The 18848-nt window shown below is 72.4% G+C and carries 16 protein-coding genes and 1 pseudogene; 9 read left to right on the forward strand and 8 right to left on the reverse strand.

What is annotated here, in order from left to right:
* Positions 1 to 8 precede the first annotated feature (8 nt).
* The 3 genes from ABD259_RS19335 (at position 9) to ABD259_RS19345 (ending at position 4437) form a co-directional block, all read left to right on the forward strand.
* On the forward strand, positions 9 to 1472 hold the full coding sequence (locus ABD259_RS19335) for an FAD-linked oxidase C-terminal domain-containing protein (RefSeq protein WP_344164347.1): 1464 nt from the start codon (positions 9 to 11) through the stop codon (positions 1470 to 1472).
* A 108-nt stretch (positions 1473 to 1580) separates the two neighbouring features.
* The gene (locus ABD259_RS19340; protein ID WP_344102613.1) at positions 1581 to 2846 is read left to right on the forward strand and encodes an FAD-binding oxidoreductase; all 1266 of its coding nucleotides are present in this window, start codon (positions 1581 to 1583) and stop codon (positions 2844 to 2846) included.
* Between the two features lie 220 nt (positions 2847 to 3066).
* On the forward strand, positions 3067 to 4437 hold the full coding sequence (locus tag ABD259_RS19345; protein ID WP_344164351.1) for a (Fe-S)-binding protein: 1371 nt from the start codon (positions 3067 to 3069) through the stop codon (positions 4435 to 4437).
* Positions 4438 to 4543: 106 nt separating this feature from the next.
* Here ABD259_RS19345 and ABD259_RS19350 read toward each other — a convergent pair whose 3' ends face one another.
* From ABD259_RS19350 to dapF, 3 genes are all read right to left on the reverse strand, one after another.
* Positions 4544 to 6250 (reverse strand): ABC transporter family substrate-binding protein, encoded by a 1707-nt coding sequence (locus ABD259_RS19350; protein WP_344164354.1) that lies wholly within the window; start codon positions 6248 to 6250, stop codon positions 4544 to 4546.
* 354 nt (positions 6251 to 6604) lie between these two features.
* The gene (locus tag ABD259_RS19355; RefSeq protein ID WP_344102619.1) at positions 6605 to 7597 is read right to left on the reverse strand and encodes an ABC transporter permease; all 993 of its coding nucleotides are present in this window, start codon (positions 7595 to 7597) and stop codon (positions 6605 to 6607) included.
* On the reverse strand, positions 7594 to 8418 hold the full coding sequence (dapF, locus tag ABD259_RS19360; protein WP_344102621.1) for a diaminopimelate epimerase: 825 nt from the start codon (positions 8416 to 8418) through the stop codon (positions 7594 to 7596). Before dapF ends, ABD259_RS19355 begins: the two co-directional genes overlap by 4 nt.
* 49 nt (positions 8419 to 8467) lie before the next feature.
* Here dapF and miaA point away from each other — a divergent pair, with 49 nt between their 5' ends.
* Positions 8468 to 9460 (forward strand): tRNA (adenosine(37)-N6)-dimethylallyltransferase MiaA, encoded by a 993-nt coding sequence (gene miaA / locus ABD259_RS19365; protein WP_344102623.1) that lies wholly within the window; start codon positions 8468 to 8470, stop codon positions 9458 to 9460.
* 21 nt (positions 9461 to 9481) lie between these two features.
* Here the strand turns inward: miaA and ABD259_RS19370 are convergent, their stop codons facing one another.
* Positions 9482 to 10162: a class III extradiol dioxygenase subunit B-like domain-containing protein gene (locus tag ABD259_RS19370; protein WP_344164357.1), complete on the reverse strand. Its 681-nt coding sequence runs from the start codon at positions 10160 to 10162 to the stop codon at positions 9482 to 9484.
* 147 nt (positions 10163 to 10309) lie between these two features.
* On the opposite strand from ABD259_RS19370, the gene ABD259_RS19375 reads away from it, so the two are divergent.
* Both ABD259_RS19375 and ABD259_RS19380 read left to right on the forward strand, forming a co-directional pair.
* On the forward strand, positions 10310 to 11065 hold the full coding sequence (locus ABD259_RS19375) for a TetR/AcrR family transcriptional regulator (protein ID WP_344164360.1): 756 nt from the start codon (positions 10310 to 10312) through the stop codon (positions 11063 to 11065).
* A 19-nt stretch (positions 11066 to 11084) separates the two neighbouring features.
* On the forward strand, positions 11085 to 12356 hold the full coding sequence (locus ABD259_RS19380) for a cytochrome P450 family protein (protein ID WP_344164363.1): 1272 nt from the start codon (positions 11085 to 11087) through the stop codon (positions 12354 to 12356).
* A 243-nt stretch (positions 12357 to 12599) separates the two neighbouring features.
* Here ABD259_RS19380 and ABD259_RS19385 read toward each other — a convergent pair whose 3' ends face one another.
* The 4 genes from ABD259_RS19385 to ABD259_RS19400 form a co-directional block, all read right to left on the reverse strand.
* Positions 12600 to 13760: a cobalt-precorrin-5B (C(1))-methyltransferase gene (locus ABD259_RS19385; protein ID WP_344164366.1), complete on the reverse strand. Its 1161-nt coding sequence runs from the start codon at positions 13758 to 13760 to the stop codon at positions 12600 to 12602.
* On the reverse strand, positions 13757 to 14653 hold the full coding sequence (cobM, locus tag ABD259_RS19390; protein ID WP_344164369.1) for a precorrin-4 C(11)-methyltransferase: 897 nt from the start codon (positions 14651 to 14653) through the stop codon (positions 13757 to 13759). The genes ABD259_RS19385 and cobM overlap by 4 nt, the downstream gene beginning before the upstream one ends.
* Positions 14650 to 15507, reverse strand: a complete 858-nt coding sequence (gene cobI, locus ABD259_RS19395) for a precorrin-2 C(20)-methyltransferase (protein ID WP_344164372.1) — start codon at positions 15505 to 15507, stop codon at positions 14650 to 14652. Before cobI ends, cobM begins: the two co-directional genes overlap by 4 nt.
* Before the next feature lie 98 nt (positions 15508 to 15605).
* Positions 15606 to 15848, reverse strand: a complete 243-nt coding sequence (locus tag ABD259_RS19400; RefSeq protein ID WP_344164375.1) for a hypothetical protein — start codon at positions 15846 to 15848, stop codon at positions 15606 to 15608.
* 1 nt (position 15849) lies between these two features.
* On the opposite strand from ABD259_RS19400, the pseudogene ABD259_RS19405 reads away from it, so the two are divergent.
* From ABD259_RS19405 to ABD259_RS19415, 3 genes and pseudogenes are all read left to right on the forward strand, one after another.
* Positions 15850 to 16260: pseudogene (locus tag ABD259_RS19405) on the forward strand (FAD-dependent oxidoreductase); the annotation flags it as partial.
* Positions 16261 to 16800: 540 nt separating this feature from the next.
* Positions 16801 to 18228, forward strand: a complete 1428-nt coding sequence (locus ABD259_RS19410; RefSeq protein WP_425573544.1) for a cobyrinic acid a,c-diamide synthase CobB — start codon at positions 16801 to 16803, stop codon at positions 18226 to 18228.
* Positions 18210 to 18836, forward strand: a complete 627-nt coding sequence (locus ABD259_RS19415; RefSeq protein ID WP_344102643.1) for a GNAT family N-acetyltransferase — start codon at positions 18210 to 18212, stop codon at positions 18834 to 18836. The genes ABD259_RS19410 and ABD259_RS19415 overlap by 19 nt, the downstream gene beginning before the upstream one ends.
* Positions 18837 to 18848 lie beyond the last annotated feature (12 nt).

Below are 18848 nucleotides of genomic sequence, written 5' to 3' on the forward strand. Positions count from 1 at the left end.
CGACCCCCATGCCGGAACCGGTTAACGCGCTGGTCCCGCGACTCCGCGCGATCTGCGGCGACGACGGTGTCATCAGCGACACCGCGCAGCGCCGCACCTACGAGAGCGACGCGCTCACCTACCACGCCGAGGTGCCGGGGGTGGTCGTCCTGCCCACCAGCGCCGAGCAGGTCGCCGACGTCGTACGGCTGTGCGCCGACTCGGGGGTGCCTTTCGTCCCCCGAGGCGCCGGCACCGGGCTTTCGGCGGGGGCGCTGCCGCGCGGCGACGGTGTCCTGATCACCACCTCCCGGATGCGCCGCATCATCGACATCGACATCGGCAACGAGTGCGCCGTCGTCGAGCCGGGCGTGGCCAACCTCGACATCACCAGGGCCGTGGCGCCGCACGGCTACTACTACGCGCCCGACCCCTCCAGCCAGCAGGTGTGCTCGGTCGGCGGCAACGTCGCGGAGAACTCGGGTGGGGCGCACTGCCTCAAGTACGGCTTCACCGTCAACCACGTGCTCGGCCTGCGGATCGTCACCCCGCGGGGGGAGATCGTGCGGCTGGGAGGCACGGCCCCCGACACCCCCGGATACGACCTCATCGGCGCGTTCGTCGGCTCCGAGGGGACGCTGGGCATCGCCACCGAGATCACCGTGCGGCTCACGCGGGCGCCGCAGCGGGTGAACACCGTGCTGGCCGCCTTCGAGACCATGGACGCGGGGGGCGCCGCCGTGTCGGCGATCATCGCCGCCGGTGTGCTGCCCGCCGCCGTGGAGATGATGGACGCGCTGTCCATCGAGGCCGCCGAGCAGGCGGTGGCCTGCGACTACCCCCCGGGCGCCGGGGCCGTCCTGATCGTCGAGCTCGACGGCCCGGCCGCCGATGTGGAGGCCTACGCCACCGTGGTGGAGCGGCTGTGCCGGGAGGCCGGGGCGTTCGAGATCCGGGCCGCGGACGACCCCGCCGAGCGTGCCCGTATCTGGAAGGGCCGCAAGTCGGCGTTTGCCGCCGTGGGGCGCATCAGCCCCGCCTATATCGTCCAGGACGGCGTCGTGCCCCGCACCGCCCTCCCCGATGTGCTGCGCCGCATCGCCGAGCTGTCCGCGCGCTCCGGAATCCGGGTGGCCAATGTCTTCCACGCGGGGGACGGCAACCTGCACCCCCTCGTGCTGTTCGACGACGCCCAACCGGGCGCGGCCGAGCGCGCCGCCGAGGTGTCGGGCACCATCCTCGACCTGTGCATCGAGCACGGCGGCTCGATCACCGGCGAGCACGGCGTGGGCGTCGACAAGGCGTGCCAGATGCCGACCATGTTCGGCCCGGCCGACCTGGACACCTTCGACCGCTTCCGGCGGGCCTTCGATCCGCAGGGCATCGCCAACCCGGAGAAGCTGCTGCCCACGCCGCGCCTGTGCGGCGAGCGCCCGGCGGTCCGGAAGGGCGAACACCCGCTGGTTACCGAAGGGGCGGCCGAGCTGTTCTGACCCCTCCCCGTTGATCTCGGCGAAAAGTACCGGAAAACCGCTGGAATTCGGTCCGCTTCGCCGAGATCAACGGAGGGACCGACGGGGCGATGAGGAGGTAGCGAACCGGTGGAATCGCGACAGGACGCGCCTGCGGTGGCCGACGACCTCAGGGCGAGCGGGTCGGCACTGCGCGCGGGCGGCCCGGACGACGCCGTGGGCGGGCGCGTCCCGCGCTACCCCCGCTTCGTGGCCACACCGCCCGACCCCGAGTCAGTGTCGGCGCTGATGGCGGCCGCGGCCCGCCACGGCCTGGCGATGGTGCCGCGCGGCAACGCCACCAAGACGGGCTGGGGCGGCCCGCCCGAGCGCTGCGACCTGGTCATCGACACGCGGGAGTTGAACGGCGTCGAGCACGCCACCGGCGACCTGGTCGTTCAGGTCGGGGCCGGGACGCCAATGGCGGAGCTGGAGACGGCCCTGGCCAAGGCCGGACAGCGGTTGTCGGTGGACACCGTCGTGCCGGGGTCGACGGTGGGCGGCGTCGTGGCGACCGGGCTGTCGGGGCCGCTGCGGATGCTGCACGGACCGGTACGCGATCTGATCATCGGAATGACGATCGTGCGCTCTGACGGCGTCACCGCGTCGTCCGGCGGCCGGGTGGTGAAGAACGTTGCAGGATATGACCTGGGCAAACTGCACACTGGAGCGTTGGGGACGCTCGGCCTCATCACGTCGGTGACCTTCCGGCTGCATCCCATCCCCCCGGCCCGCCGTTTCGTGTGCCTGACCACCGCGGGGGACGACCCCGACGGCATCTGCGCCGGGGCGCGGGCACTGCGGGCGACCCAGGTCGTCCCCTCCGCTGTCGAGCTGGAGTGGCCGGTGGACGGCCCTCCCGTGCTCCAGGTGCTGCTGGAGGGGGCGGAGAACGGAGTCGAGCAGCGCGCCGCCGAGGTCGGGACGCTGTTCGGCGATCGCACCGAGGTCGCCGCTGAGCCGCCGGACGGCTGGGGGACGCTGCCCGGCGCGCCCGACGACCTCCTGCTCAAACTCGCCTACCCGGTCACCGGCCTGCCCGCGGCACTCGCCGCGCTGCGCTCCACCGCCGCACGCGCCGGAACAACGGTGGCCCTGCGCGGATCGCTCGGGTCGGGCGTCGTGTACGCGGCGCTGCCCGCCGCGGCCGAGGACGCCGCCGTCGATGCCGTCACCCGGCTGCGCGCCGCGCACGGCGACGGCTGGGTGACCTTCCCGGACGCCAGCCGGGCGCCGCGTGTGGATCGTCGGGAGTCACGGGGCGAGGTCCCCGGCCTGTCCCTCATGCGTGCCGTGAAGGACCGCTTCGACCCCGACCACCTGTTGGCGCCCGGCCGTATCGCGGGAGGTGTGTGACCGCCGGACGATCCCCGCCCGCACCCGAGTCACTCGCCCAGTGGTGGACGGGAAGCCCGTCACCCAGCCGGAAGGAGGACGGCGATGGGTCCGCACGTCGCGGCCGACTACCCCTCGGCGACAGCGCTAGACACCCCGATGCCACGCTGGCGCCACCTCGACTGATCACGGCCCCCCGCAGCTCGCTCACCACCGGCATCACGAGGAAGGTGGAGGAACCTTGAACAACGGTCACACCACCCATGGGACCCAGCCACCGCAGGGAGCCGGGGGCACCGCCGAGCGCTCGTTCTCAGAACTGCTGGGCGACTGCGTGCACTGCGGGTTCTGTCTCCCCACGTGCCCCACCCACGTGCTCTGGGGCCAGGAGATGGACTCACCGCGCGGACGCATCCACCTGATGGGGCAGGTCGAACACGACGACGTGCTGACGGACGCGGCCGTCCAGCACTTCGACAACTGCCTGGGCTGCCTGGCGTGCGTGTCGTCCTGCCCGTCGGGGGTGGCCTATGACGCGCTGCTGGAGTCCACGCGCGCCCGGGTCGAGCAGGAGTATCCGCGGAGCCGGGGCGAACGGCTGCTGCGCGCGGCGATTTTCGCGCTGTTCCCCTACCGTCGGCGGCTGAACCTGATGCGCGGCCCCCTGCGCGCCTACCAGGCGTCCGGCCTGTCCGGGCCGCTGCGGCGCTCGGGGCTGCTCGACCGGCTGTCACCGGTGCTCGCCACGATGGAGCGCGTCGCGCCGCCGCTGCGGGGCGGCGTCCCCCGCCTTCCGGAGTTCGTGTCGGCCCGGGGGCGGCGCCGGGCGGTGGTGGGGATGCTCACCGGATGCGTGCAGGGGTCGTTCTTTCCCCAGGTCAACACCGCGACAGCGCGGGTGTTGGCGAGCGAGGGCTGCGACGTCGTGATCCCCCGCGCGCAGGGCTGCTGCGGAGCGCTCTCGGCGCACGCGGGGCGGGCGGCGGAGGCCGCGGGGTTCGCCGCGGCCACGGTCGCGACGTTCGAGCGCGCCGGGGTGGAGGCAGTCGTGGTCAACTCCGCCGGGTGCGGCAGCACCATGAAGCACTACGGGCGGGTGCTGCGCGAGGTCGGCGCGCCCGACGCGCGGGTGGGCCAGGCCGAGGCGCTGGCGTCGCGGGTCGTGGACCTCACCGAGTTCCTGGCCGACCTCGGACCCCGTGCGCGGCGGCACCCGTTGCGCGTCCGCGCCGCCTACCACGACGCATGCCACCTCTCCCATGGGCAGGGCATCACCGCCGAGCCCCGGTCCCTGCTGAGCGCGATCCCGGAGCTGGACCTGTGCGACCTGCCCAACGCGGACATCTGCTGCGGCTCGGCGGGCGTGTACAACCTGCTGCGCCCTACGGCCGCGGCCGAGCTGGGCGACCGCAAGGGCGAGGATGTGCGCTCCACCGGGGCCGACCTGCTGATCGCGGGGAACCCCGGATGCTCGCTGCAGATCGCCTCGGCGGTGGAGCGCTCCGGCGCGTCGATCGCCGTGGCCCACACGGCCCAGGTCCTCGACGCCTCGATCCGCGGTCTCCCGGCCTCGGCGCTGATCGGCGACACCGCGAGCGGCGGACACCACTGACGGCGACCGACAGCGGAGGGAGGGACGCCGCGCCGCCCGGAGCGGGATAGCGCCGACCACCGCACGACCGGCGTCGGGCCGCGGTGGGCGGCGGTGGGCCCCGTGCCTAGGCCTGGCTGGTGAAGCCGATGTCGGCGTAGTCGAGGCTCCCGACGCCGGCCGCGCCGAGGTTGCCGATGTCGGTGCGCACGGCCACCAGGTCGGGCCGCTGGTAGAGGGGGAGGGTGTGTCCGGCCTCCCACAGGAGGCGGTCGGCCTCGTTGATCCGGTCGACGGCCTCGTCCGGGTCGAGCGTCTCCAGGGCCTCTTCCAGGGCGGCGTCGATCTCCGGGGTGGAGATGCGGCCCACGTTGGCCCGCCACCGCGGTGTCCCGTCGGGCCCGGTGACCGGGCCGGTCCACTGCTGCAGGGTCTCGGAGAGGGGGAACCCTCCGCCGGTGTTGACGAAGGCGACCATGTCATAGCGGCCGGGTAGCACGTAGTCGCTGAACAGCTTGTCGCCGGAGACCGCTTCGACGCGGACGTCGATCCCGATCTCGGCGAGCATCCCCTGCACCAGCTCGGCCTCGTCCTGGGCCGGGCGGTGGCCGCGCGGCACCAGGAAGTCGACGCGGAGCGGGGCGCCGTCCCTGGTGCGGGTGCCGCCGTCGGCCGGGGCCGTCCAGCCGGCCGCGTCCAGCAGCTTCTCGGCGTGGTCGGGGTCGTACTCGCCCCACGCGCCGCTGTTGTCGACGTAGCCGCGGCGCCCCTGCAGCAGCAGGTGGTTGCCGAGCGGCTCGCGCGGCGGGTCGATGGGCCCGAACGCGGCCTCGGCCAGGACCCGGCGGTCGATCCCCTGGAAGATGGCGTGCCGGACGGCGACATCGGAGAGCACGTCGCTGTCCCCGTTGAGGGTGATGTGCCGGTAGTCGGGCGCCGGTGCGGTACGGACCTCGCCGTCGGCGGCCGAGGACGCCCGCTCGTAGGAGGCGGGGTCGAGCGGCAGCGCGTAGGTGTCGATCCCGCCGTCGAGGAAGGCGCTGTCCAGCGCCTCGGGGGCCATGGCGCGGAAGATGATGCGGTCCAGCAGCGCCGGTGCGCCCCACCAGTCGTCGGAGCGCCGCAGGGTCACCGTCTGCGCGGCCGGGTCGATCCCGTCGAACGCGAAGGGCCCGGCGGTGACCGGGATGTCCTCGTGGTACCCCGCGTTGAACTTCTCCGGCGATGCGGTGTACTCGGCGGGGAGCAGCGGAGCGAAGAGCGAGCGGTACTCCGCGAAGGGCCGGTCGAAGGCGATGACGACCTCGAAGTCGTCGGACCCCGCCCGCACCGACGCGATCCGGTCATAACCGACGGAACCGAGGACGCGGTACCCGTGCTGCTCACCGGAGAGCGCCCGCGCCATGCTCTCGTAGTCGCGCCAGGTGATGGGGGTGCCGTCGGACCACTGGGCGTCCCGGTTCAGGCGGAGCGTGACGACCTGCGCTCCGCCGTCGTCGGGAGTGCGCACGTCAACGTCGTCGACGTAGTCGGAGTTGGGGACCGCGACGCCCTCCTCGTCGGTGTGGAAGGGGGCGGGCATCAGGGCCTCCATCACGGTGTCGACCGTGGCGAGGTTGCCGTCGGCGTGGTGCGGGTTCCACTGGGCTGGGAACTCGTTGAGCCCCCAGCGGAGGGTGCCGCCCTGGGCCAGGTCGCCGCGGTCGGTCGGGTTCAGCGCCGAGGCCGCCGTGGTCCCGGCCTCGCTGCGCGTGTTTCCGCTGGAACCTTGGCACGACGCCACCGTGACCGCGATCAGCAGCACGGACGCCGCGACGCCGACGGCCCTGCTCATCCCCGGTCGCACTCGTCATCCCCCAGCATGCTCTTCGGCGGCCGCCCCGTGGGAGGCCATGCGGCCGAGCGGGGGACGGCCGCGCGTGGTCATCGGTGTGGTCCGGTACAACTGACAGCCGACCGCGCCGGTACACACGCGCGACGGATGGGGTCATCAGCGCTATCGGAACAATTCGGAAATTCTACTCCGCGACGGGCCGCTACCGCCGCCCCCGCGGCAGGATGTCGGGCAGGTCATCGCCCGCGCGTGGTCGCCCCCGCAGCACCCCTTTCCCCCACCACCCGCGTCGAACGGAGCGTCCTCCCGGCGCCGTTCCCGGCCGACGCCGCCATCGCGCCCGGGCGGGGCACCCTATTCGGTCCGCAGCCGAGGATCGAGCACGACACGGACGACATCCAGCAGCGCTCCTGTCAGCAGGACGCACACAGCGCCGAAGCACAGGACGGCGGCCACGGCGTTCACGTCGCCGCGGCCGACCGAGTCGATGAGCAGCTCCCCCACCCCATGGGTGCCGAACACCTTCTCGACGATGACGGCCCCGGTGAACAGTGCCGCGACCGAGTATCCGAGATAGGTGGCGGCCGGGATGAGCGAGGAACGCAGCGCGTGCACGGTCAGTGCCCGACCGCGGGTCAGCCCCTTGGCGCGGGCGGTACGAACGTAGTCGGCCGAGGCCGCCTCCGCCATGACGCCCCGCTGGTAACGGCTGAAGACCGCGATCTGCGGCAGCGCCAGGGCGAGTGTGGGGAGCACGAGGTGGCGCGCCCGGTCGGCCAGACCGCCCCACACGCCGACGGACAACCCGGGGGTGGCCTCGCCCGTCGTCCTCAGCAGCTCGACCCCCGTCACCTGGTTGACCCACAGCGCGGCGGACTGCAGCAGCACCGCGATGACGACCACGGGGATCGAGATCAGCAGGACGGACGCGGCCGTGCTGATCCGGTCGGCCGCCCCGTACCTGCGGCTCCCCGTCCAGGCGCCCAGCAGCACGCCGGTCACACCGCCGAGGAGGGCGCCGAGCAGGAGGAGGCGCAGGCTCGTCCCCACGCGGCGGGCCATCTCCTCGCCGACCGGACGGCCGTCCCAGGTGGTGCCGAGATCACCGGCCACGACGCCCGACGCCCAGGTGAGATAGCGCTCGGCGAGGGGGACCTCGTCGCTCAGGTTGCGTTCGGCCAGCACCGCCTCGACGACCTGCGGGGGCGGGGGCGGACGCTGGCCCTCGTAGTTCTCCCGCGGGTTGAGGGAGACGGCAGCGAGCAGGTACGCACAGCTGCACACGACGGCCAGCAGCACCACGTGGCCGACCATCCTGCGCAGCAGGAAGCGCACCGCCGCGCTCACCCCAGGCGCGCCCCGTCGACCTCGCCCTCGGCGAGGACCACGGCCGGTCCCCGCAGGCGGGCGCCGTCGGCGTCCAGGTACACGATGCACTCGCCGCCCGGCACGCGCACCTTCCAGGTGGCGCCCTCACCGGGCGGTGTCGCGGCGGCGGCGACCGCCACGATGCCCGTGCCACACGACCTGGTCTCCGCGGAACCGCGTTCGTAGACCCGCATCTCCAGGGTGCCGGGAGCAACCTCGGTGAAGACTTCGACGTTGGCCCCCGCGGGGAACTCGGCGGCGTCCAGCCGCGGCTGCGCGCTGAGGTCGATCTCGCTCACCGGGCGGTCCACCGGGCAGGCGAGGTGGGGGTTGCCCACGGAGACGCGGGTGCCGTGCACCGTACCGTCGGCCAGGACCGCGGACCCCTTCCCGAGTACTTCGGCGCGTCCCATGTCGACGGTGATGTCGCCATTGGCCTCAACCGTCACGTGCCGCGCCCCGGCGCGGGTGCCCACACCGAAGGAGTCGCCATCGGCCAGCCCCGATTCGATCAGGTAGCGGGCGAAGACCCGGACCCCGTTGCCGCACATCTCGGCGATACCGCCGTCAGCGTTGCGGTAGTCCATGAACCACTCGCAGGAGGCGGACGAGGCGGCCGATTCCGGCAGCACCTCGCCCAGTGCCCGGGTGCGCACCACCCGAAGCACCCCGTCGCCCCCGATTCCGGCACGGCGGTCGCACAGTGCGGCCACCGTCTCGCGCGTGAGATCCAGCGAACCATCGGGGTCGGGGAGGATCACGAAGTCGTTCTCGGTGCCGTGACCTTTGGCGAATCGCATGACGATCATCCTAGGAGCAAACACGCCCAAGCGCTGTCAGACTGGACGGATGAGCAGTGTGAACAGAGTGCTCGCGGTCGTCGGCGCGACCGCGGCCGGCAAGTCCGACCTGGCCGTGGAACTCGCCCTGCGGCTGGCGGAGCGCGGGACTCCCGGTGAGATCGTCAACGCCGATTCCATGCAGCTGTACCGCGGTATGGACATCGGCACCGCCAAACTCACCGCGGCCGAACGGCGCGGCGTGCCGCACCACCTGCTCGACATCTGGGAGGTCACCGAGACCGCCGACGTGGCCCGCTACCAGCGCCTGGCGCGCGGCCTCATCGACGGCATCCGGGCGCGGGGCGGCGTGCCGATCCTGGTCGGCGGCTCGGGGCTGTACGTCCGGGGCGCCCTGGACAACCTGGACTTCCCCGGCACCGATCCGGGGGTCCGGGGGCGCCTGGAGGCCGAGCTGGCGGAGGTGGGCCCGGCCCCGCTGCACGCCCGGCTGGCCGAACGCGACCCCGCGGCGGCCGAGGCGATCCTGCCCAGCAACGGGCGCCGCATCGTACGCGCGCTGGAGGTCATCGAGGTCACTGGCCGCCCGTTCACCGCGAACCTGCCGCAGCACGTGTCGCGCTACCCGTGCGTGCAGATCGGCCTGTCGGTCCCCCGAGCCGACCTCGACGAGCGCATCGAGCTGCGCGTCGCCCGCATGTGGGAGGCCGGGCTGGTGGACGAGGTCCGCGATCTGGAAAAGCACGGCCTGCGCGAGGGCCGAACCGCGTCGCGGGCCCTCGGCTACGCGCAGGTGCTCCGCCTCCTCGCGGCGGAGCGGGGGCTGCCCAACGACGAGGGCGTTGTCGAGGACTACGACGAGGAGGACGCACGGACCGACACCGTCCGCTCCACGCGCCGCTTCGCCCGCCGCCAGGACTCCTGGTTCCGGCGCGACCCCCGGATCCACTGGCTGCCCTACGACGCCCCCGACCTGGCTGACCGGGCGATGGAGCTGGCGCTGGGCGAGGTCGGCGACGCGCGGGAGCAGCTGTCGGGCTGAGCTGTCACGCCCCAGGCCGCCTCATCCCCATGAGGCGACGAAGTACCCCACCCCATAGGGGGCTTCATGGGCGAGCAGCCGACCGCTCAGGCCCGCGCCGTCCGCGGCCCAGGCGAGCGTCTGCCACGCGGCGCGGCCCGCGGCCATGAGGTCCTCGGCCAACCGCGGGTCGAGGGCGGACAGCGCTTCCACATCGGCGTCGGCCAGAGCGGCGGCCACGGACGTGTCGAAGCCGATAGCACGGTCATCGACCCGCCCCGGCGAGGTGGTGGTGCGCCGGGCGCTGCCGTCGCCCACGGCCAGGACCGCCAACCGGGGAACCGACGCGGCCAGTTCGGCGCCGCGCACCAGGCACTCCTCGGGGCGAGCGTCGTGTGCCACCTCCACGTAGGACGAGGGCGCCGCTCCCCCACGCTCGGCCAGCCAGCGCCCGACGGTGAGCGAGAGCGGCAGCACCGCCGGGGCCGGACCGACCGGCATCGGCACGCCGTACCCCGCGAGGCTTCCCCCGGCGTCAGCGCCGTGGACACGGTTCCGCTCACCGGCCCCGATGACGACGATTTCGTCGGCTCCGGCGGCAACCAGCTCGGCGACGGCCCGGTCGCAGGCGGCGCGCAGCGGGTCGAGTTCGGCGGCGGCGCCGCCCGCGACGTCGGGGACGAGCAGGGGCGGGTGCGGGCACACGGCGGCACTGATCAACACAGGGCGAGGGTACCGGGTCGCTTCTTCACGAGTTCTTGACGCCTGTGAACCTTGCCACGCGGCACCGGTATACGTATGTTCATCTCATGACCAGATTTCACATCTGGTCATCGAGTCAAGATCAAGACGGGAGTGGCGGACGAAAACGTGGCACGCAACGAACTGAACGATCGCGGAACGGCGGCGGCCGAAGACTCCACGCCCGCCGGGCGCGACCGGCGGGCGGAGCGCATCCTCGACGCCGCCGGTGAACTCCTCGTGGCATGGGGGTACAAGCGCGTCACCATCGACGACGTCGCGCGGCGCGCGGGTGTCGGCAAGGGAACCGTCTACCTGCATTTCACCACCAAGGAGGCGCTGTTTCTGACGGTGCTGATGCGCTCGCAGGCGGCCCTGGGCGCCGCTTTCGTGCGGTCGACGCGCGAGGACCCCACCGCCCTCCTCCCCAGCCGACTGGCCGAGAGGTCCCTGCGGTCGATGACGGACGACCCGATCTTCCGGGCGGTCATGGTCGCGGACACCGACACCCTGGGCACGCTGGCACGCAGCGCGCCCAAGCTCGTCGGCGACCTGATCGAGTTCCGGGAGCACACCGTCACGGAGTACTTCCATGTGCTCCGCCAGCACGGCATCGTGCGGACCGACCTCTCGGCGGCATCCCAGCGCCACGCCTATTTCGCCGTCGTCACCGGCTTTCTGACCTTCGACAGACTGCGGTCAGGGGCGTCCGGGTTCCCCGACATCGACTCGAAGGCCGACGCGCTGGTCCGGACCGTGACCGCTGCGTTCGAAGCCGACACCCGGCCCGAGGTCCTGCGAGCCGCGGCGCCGCGGGTCATCGACCTCTTCCAGCGACTGGTGGATCGGGTCCGAGAAGAGATCGACCGGCAGAAGCTCACCTGACACCCAAGGAGAGGACACTATGACCGCCTCGGCCGACGACACCACCACCCACACGACTGACGACGCCGTCGACCTGATGGACCCCGAACTGATGCGCGCCCCCTACACCGCCTGGGGACGCGTCCGCGAACGAGGCCCCGTGGTCCGGGGCAGGTCCGTGGACGGATCACCGATGTGGATCATCACCCGCCACGACGACGTACGGTCCGTGCTGAACGACCCGCGCTTCGCCAACAACTCCACGTCGGTCCCCGGCGTCGAGACGAACGCCCGCGTGGAGCTACTCCGGCACTTCGGCATCCCCGAGCACTACATCCCCTACATCACCGAGTCCGTTCTGGACGCCGACGCGCCCGACCACACCCGGCTGCGCAAGCTCGTCTCCCGCGCCTTCACCGTGCGCCGCGTCAACGAACTGCGGCCACGCGTGGAGGAGATCACCGATCAGCTGCTCGACGAGCTCCCCCACAAGGCCGAGCACGGCGTCGTCGATCTCATCGAGCACTTCGCCTACCCCCTCCCCATCACCGTCATCTGCGAGATGGTCGGGGTGCCCGAGGAGGCTCGGCCGCTGTGGCTGCGGTGGAGCCACGACATGATGTCGCTGGACGCGGAGGCCATGAGCACCGCGGTTCGGGACCTCGTCGAGCACATCCACCGCATGGTCGAGCAGCGCCGGGCCGCACCATCCGGTGACCTGGTCGACGCCCTGATCCAGGTACGCGACGAGGACGGTTCCCGCCTGAGCCAGACGGAACTGGTCACCATGATCCTCTCGCTGGTCCTCGCCGGGCACGAGACCACCGCGCACCTGATCGGAAACGGCACGGTGGCCCTGCTGACCCACCCCGACCAGCTGGCGCTGCTGCGCGAGGACGACACCCTGCTCCCGGCGGCCATCCACGAACTGCTGCGGTGGTGCGGTCCGGTGCTGACCACCCGGCCCCGCTTCGCGATGGAGGATGTCACCGTCGCGGACACGCTGATCCGCCAGGGCGAGCAGGTCGAAGCGGTGATCGTGACGGCCAACCGCGACCCGCGGTACTTCGACGACCCGGACCGCCTCGACATCACCCGGCGCCCGGCCACGCGCGGGGAGCAGCACGTGGCGTTCGGGCACGGTGCGCACTACTGCCTCGGCGCCGCGCTGGCCCGACAGGAGGGCGAGGTCGCGTTCGGGCAGCTGTTCCGCCGCTACCCCGAGCTGGCCCTCGCTGTTCCGGAAGACGAACTAGAGTGGTCGATGCGTCCGGCCATGCGTCGACTCGACCGGCTACCGGTGCGGCTGTAAGCGGCGGTACGTCGCCCCGCCCCGCTCCCTGGACCGGGCCTGACCGGCCCAGGGTGACCGCCGTCCGGGCCCCGGATGGCGGCCACCCCGTCCTCCCCCAACCGCTGTCTCCCCCGAATCCGTCCACCACCTGCGCAGCCCCAACTTCCACGGTCTGTCCCAGCTGCCGGTCCGTCTGGAGTAGCGGTATCACGCAGAGCGGCTCGGCTCGCACCTCTTTCGCGCCGACCCGAGGGGTCCCGGTTACGCGTTGGACTCGGTTGGGCAGGCCGCCACCACGTTCTTGCCGGTGAAATCGACCATGGCGACCTCCGCCGTCATCGCGCCCTCGGTGAAGCGGGTGAGGACGTCGGCGACGCGGCGGCAGAGCTCGGTCCCCGCGGAGGGGAGCAGGCCCGCGCCCTCCCACAGTTCGTAGGCGTGGCGGCCGGTGTTGGCGGCGTCGACACGGGCGGACAGTTCCGCGCCGCCGCCCACCTGGCGGGTGATCTCGCCGAGGAGTTCGGTGGAGACCTTGGAACGCGTGTAGTGGGTCATCAGCACGCCCGATGCCAACTTGGTGAGCTTGCCCGCCATGCCGACGAAGACGACGCGGGTCAGGCCGTGGTCGACCGCGCGGCGCAGTGCGGCACCCGTGAAGTCGCCGACCTCGACGAAGCACACGTCCGGCAGTTCCGGGTGGCGCAGCATGGCGCCCTTCTCGGTGCGGCCTCCCGTGCACAGCACCAGGGTGTCCTCGCCCTGAGCCGCCATGACGGACACGGCCTGTTCCACGCTGGCGCGCCAGGAGGCCGTGGAAAAGGGGCGGACGATCCCGGTCGTGCCGAGGATGGAGATCCCGCCGAGGATGCCGAGTTTGGCGTTGGTGGTCTTGCGCGCCATCTTCTCGCCCTCCGGGACGCTGATGACGACGCGCAACCCCTCCCGGTCGACGTCGGCGGCCTCGCGGACGGCCTGGGTGATCATCTCGCGGGGGACGGGGTTGATGGCGGGGCCGCCGGGTTCCAGGCCGAGCCCCGGCTTGGTGACGACGCCGACGCCGATACCGCCGTCGAGTTCCAAACCGCTGCTCCGCGGCCTGCGGGTGACCGTGGCGGTGATGTGCGCGCCATGGGTGACGTCGGGGTCGTCCCCGGCGTCTTTCACCACCACGGCCTCCGCGCGGTCGGCGGAGAGGACGTCGCAGCGCTCGGTCGCGAAGGTGATCCGGCGCCCCGACGGCAGCGCCACCTCTACCACCTCCACCGGGCGCCCGCTGACCAGCGCCTCGGTGGCCGCCTTCGCCGCGGCCGAGGCGCACGTGCCCGTCGTCCAGCCGGTCCGCAGCGCCTTCTGCCGCACCTTCATCGTGCGGGGCAGGTCGGGTTCGCGCAGGTCCGGTCCGGGGTTGGGGCTGTCGGTCATGTCTGGGTTCCCTGCCGTTCCGCGCGCAGGGCGCGGCGTGCCGCACGGTCGGCGCGACGGTAACCGTGGAAGTGGCCGGGGTGGTAGAGGTGCGACCGCGTTCCACCGGCGGACAGCGCCGCCCCGATGAGCACGAGCGTGTGCTTCCAGAGTTTGTGTTCCTTGAGGGTGGCCTCCAGCTCGCCGAGCGTGCAGCGCAGCACCAGTTCGTCGGGCCAGGTGGCCTGGTAGGCGACCAGGCAGGGGGTGTCGGCCGGGTAGCCGCCCTCCAGCAGCTCCTGCTGCAGCTGCCCGGAGCGGGCCGCCGAGAGGAACAGCGCCATGGTGGTGCCGTGGCGGGCGAACTCGCGGACCTCCTCGCCCTCCGGCATCGGCGTCTTTCCGCCGCCGAGCCGGGTGAGGATCACCGACTGGGCCACCTCGGGGATGGTGAGCTCCCGCTGGGCGATGGCCGCCGCCGCGCTGAAGCTGGACACGCCCGGGATGATCTCGACCTCCAAGCCCAGCTCGACGCACTGGTCGAGCTGCTCCTGCACCGCGCCCCACAGGGCGGGGTCGCCGGAGTGGATCCGCGCGACGTGGATGCCCTCGCGCACCGCGCGCTCGTAGAACGGCAGCACGCCCTCCATGGGCAGTTTCGCGGAGTCGACGATCTCGGCGTCCGCGCGGGCATGCTGCAGCACGTCCTCGTGCACGAGGCTGGCGGCCCAGATGACCACGTCCGCGTCCTCGATCGCGCGCGCCGCCCGAATCGTCAGCAGGTCAGCCGCGCCCGGGCCCGCCCCGACGAACGTGACCTTGCCGGTCCGTCGATCCGGCGCGCTCTGCTCCCCGGAGGCGACCACCGCCTCCTGCGTCCCGAGATCGGTCGCCGCCACGTGGGCCTCGTTCACAGTTTCCCTCCGCGCTCGCTCCGGTGTGCCGGGGCGATCAGTGTCGACAGGTACGGGATCTCTTCACCCTCCAGCTTCGCAGCCGGGGCGATCCGTTCGTCGTCCAGCCCCAACCGAGATCCGTACACGGCGTCTTCCAGGCGGCCGGTCGCGCGCAGCGCCGCCATCACCTCGGGGGCGAACCGGCCGAACTTGTAGGCCACCACCGTGGCATCCCCCGACAGCGCTTCCTGGAGCCGGTCCACACCGCTGGTCACCGGCAGCAGCGTCAGCGGCTCGGTACCCTCGGCCAACACGCTGCACGAGCGAGCGGCCAGGTCCTGCATGGCGGTGATGCCGGCGACCGTCTCGACCTCGACGTCGGGGTCCAGGTCGCGCACGGTCTGCGCGAGGTAGCTAAACGTCGAGTAGACGTTGGGGTCGCCGATGGTGGCGAAGGCGACCGTCCGATCCCCGCTCTCGAAGTGCCGCACCACCGCCCGCGCGGCCTCGTCCCACGCCCGCACGCGACGTTCACTGCGACCCCCGCGATCGTTGAGCGCGAAGACGACGCGCTCGATGGACCGATCGTCCACATGCTCGCGGACCGTGGCCTCCGCCCGCCCCGGTTCGTCCAGGGCCATGACCGGCACCAGAACGACATCGGCCTCGCGCATCCGCCGGACGGCCTTGACCGTCACCAGTTCCGGGTCTCCCGGCCCCACACCGACCCCGACGAGCCGCCGCCTGCTCGCGCTCATGCCACCGCGCTTTCCGTCGTGCTCCGACTTCGACTGCTTCTCCTGGCAGATGCCGCCGCACAGCGTATCGGGGAAGCACGGACGCGCCGGAGCGCGGGCCACCGCGAAGGCCAACGGGACCGTGCTGGTATCGACGGCGCGCTTTCGCAGTAGGTGCCCGTGATCACCACGGGGCCTGCGGCGGCTTGTGTGCTTTCTCGCGAGGAAGAGGCTCAGGGGCCGGCCAGTCCGTGCAGGAGCAGGTCGGTGAGCGTGTCGACGGCCTCGTCGCCGACGACCGGGTCAGGGGCGGTGAGTGCGGAGTAGCCGAGTGTCCACAGCATCGCCCCCATCGCAGCGGCGACGAGCCGGGGATCGCCCGGGAGCGCGTGGCCCCGGTCGCGCAGGTACTCCAGGTGATCGCGCAGGACCGCCGTCTCGGTGAGCAGGTCGGACCACATCGGAGCCCAGGTCACCGTGTATGAGACTCACCCCGATCCCGGAGGCGACATCGGCTCCTTCGTCAGCCTGGCCACTAACGGGCTGCGCTGCCTGGACGCGCTGGGCTGCCTGGAGCAGGTGCGCGAGGCCGGATTCGAGGTCGACCGCCAGCGGGTGTGGTCGGCCTCCGGCGCCCTCCTCGGCGACGTCCCGCGCGGGCGTCTGGACGACGACCCGATGCGCGGCGTTACGATCATGCGCGGGCACCTCGTTCACGCCCTGCGGACACAAGCGGTCCGCGACGGCGCCGCCATCACCACCGGCCGACGGCTGACCGATGCCACCGCGAGCGCTGACGGCGTGATCGCGCGCTTCGCCGACGGCTCCCGCGCGCACGCCGGCCTACTCGTGGGTGCGGACGGGATCTGGTCGACGGCCCGTGCGCTCCTCAACCCCCGGGCCCCGCGCCCCCACTACGCGGGCCTGTACACCGTCTCGGGGACCTCAGCAGGAGTCGAGACCGATCCGGGGGCCTTCAACATGGTCCTCGCCAAGGCCGGGGCGTTCCTCCACGTCCGCGCACCGGACGGCCAGGTGTGGTGGGCGGCCCAGGTCGCTTCGCCCGCGGATCGCACGGCTGCTCGAAACCGCCAGGGACAACCGCGACCTGAAGACAGCGGGCCCCGTCAGGCGGTGGGTCAAGGCCAGGGTCCTGAAGGTGTTCTTCCGCTACTTCTACGCGCGGGCCACCGCCTGGCTTTACATCTACGACCCGGATCCCTCCGGCGGCTCCATCCCCGCTCCGCGTTCGACCAGATGACCATCTGTTCCGCGCCATCGAATTCCGCGGGGGACGCTCTGTGCGCGCCGGATGGGGCGTTGGGCACCGCTCCTTGGTGGACGCAGGGCGCCGCTGTGCACATAACCTGGACGGTCGTCGACGAGTCAGGCAGGAAGAGGGATACGCGCATGCCGCAGATACCGCGGGTGGTGATCGCGGCTCCGGCGTCGGGGAGTGGGAAGACCACGGTCGCCACCGGCCTCATGGCGGCGTTTGCGGCGCGCGGGACGCGGGTGTCCGGGCACAAGGTGGGGCCCGACTACATCGATCCCGGGTATCACGCCCTGGCGACCGGACGTCCGCCGCGGAACCTGGATCCGGTGCTCTGTGGCGAGGAGCGGATCGTGCCTCTGTTCGAGCACGGGGCCGCCGGGGCGGATATCGCCGTCATCGAGGGCGTGATGGGCCTGTTCGACGGTGCGTCCGAGCCGCGGCACTTCCACGGCCCCGGGGACTTCGCCTCGACCGCGCATGTCGCCGGGCTGCTCGGAGCGCCCGTGGTGCTCGTCGTGGACGCCGCCCGCACCAGCCGTTCTATAGCCGCTCTGGTCCACGGGTTCTGCACCTTCGAGACGCGGGTGCGCGTGGGCGGGGTGATCCTGAACCGGGTCGGCTCCGACCGCCACGAGGAGCTGCTGCGGGACGCGCTGGAGGACGTGGGCGTTCCCGTCCTCGGCGCCATTCGGCGGCACACCGCCATCGAGACCCCCGCGCGGCACCTCGGACTCATCCCGGCCGCCGAGCGCGCTGACGCCGCGCGCGCGGCCGTGGACGGGCTCGGTTCCCTAGTGGCCGGCTCCTGCGACCTGGACGCGATCGTCGCGCTGGCGCGTGCCGCCGCCCCGCTCCCCGGCTCTCCGTGGGACCCCGACGCCGAGATGGCGGAGCGCCTGACGGCCGAGGGCATCCCGACGGCGAGCGCGGCGGGCTCAGCCGCGCCTTCCCCGCGGATAGCGGTCGCCGGCGGGCCCGCGTTCACCTTCTCCTACACCGAGCAGACGGAACTGCTGCGGGCCGGTGGAGCGGAGGTGGTCGCGTTCGACCCTCTGCACGACGAGAAGCTCCCCCCGGACACCCGCGGGCTCATCATCGGCGGAGGGTTCCCCGAGATGCACGCCGCCGAGCTCTCCGGAAACGCCGCGCTGCGGTCCGCCGTCGCCGACCTGGCAGGGCGCGGCGCGCCCGTAGCCGCCGAATGCGCCGGGCTGCTCTACCTCGCGCGCGAGCTGGACGGGGCGCCGATGTGCGGGGTCATCCCCGCCGAAGCGCGGATGACCGACCGCCTCACCCTCGGCTACCGCGCCGCCGTCGCCGTGCGCGACTCCGTGCTGGCTCCCGCCGGGACCCGCGTCCACGGGCACGAGTTCCACCGCACCCGGCTCACCCCCGCCCACGGCGCCGACCCCGCCTGGCAGTGGAAATCCAGTGGCGGCGAGGGATTCGCGGGTGCCACCCTGAACGCCTCGTACCTCCATGTGCACTGGGCGGGGGCACCGGACCTGGCCGCTCGGTTCCTCCGCTCCGTGCACGCGTTCGACGAGTTGGAAGGACCGGAATGCAGCGCGAACCGATGACCTCTCCCACGAAGATGATGCCGATCGTCATCCTGCAGACGGAACGGTTGACACTGCGTGCCTTCACCGAAGCCGACATCGACGATGTCTTCGCCGCGGTGAACGACCCCCTGATCCAGCGGTGGCTGCCGCTCCCCGAACCCGGAGTGCCCTACACGCGCGCCGAAGCCGAAGAGTGGTGCCGGACGGTGGCACCGGAGTCCCGCGTCACCGGCGACGGACAGAAGTGGGCCATCACCGAACGCGACAGCGGCCGCTTCTACGGCTCCATCGGCTTCACGCGGACCATATGGCCGGCCCAGACGACCGAGATCGGCTACTGGTTGGCCCCCTGGGCACGCGGCCGGGGCCTGGCGGCCGAGGCGACGGTCGCCGCCTGCCGCTGGGCCATCGGCCAGGGCTTCCAGCGCATCGTGCTGAAGGCCGCGACCGGCAACGCCGGCTCGCGCCGCGTCGCCGAGAAGGCCGGGTTCGTCTTCGAGGGCATCGAGCGCAACGCGATGCGGCTGCACGAGGGCCGCTCCGATCTGGCGCTCTACAGCCTGATCCCGTCCGACCTGGATGGGCAGGCCGAAGGGGACGCGGCCGACGGCGCCCTGTCCCACTGACCGCGGTCCCCG

It is taken from the genome of Nocardiopsis rhodophaea (assembly GCF_039530945.1).
Classification (GTDB): domain Bacteria; phylum Actinomycetota; class Actinomycetes; order Streptosporangiales; family Streptosporangiaceae; genus Nocardiopsis_C; species Nocardiopsis_C rhodophaea.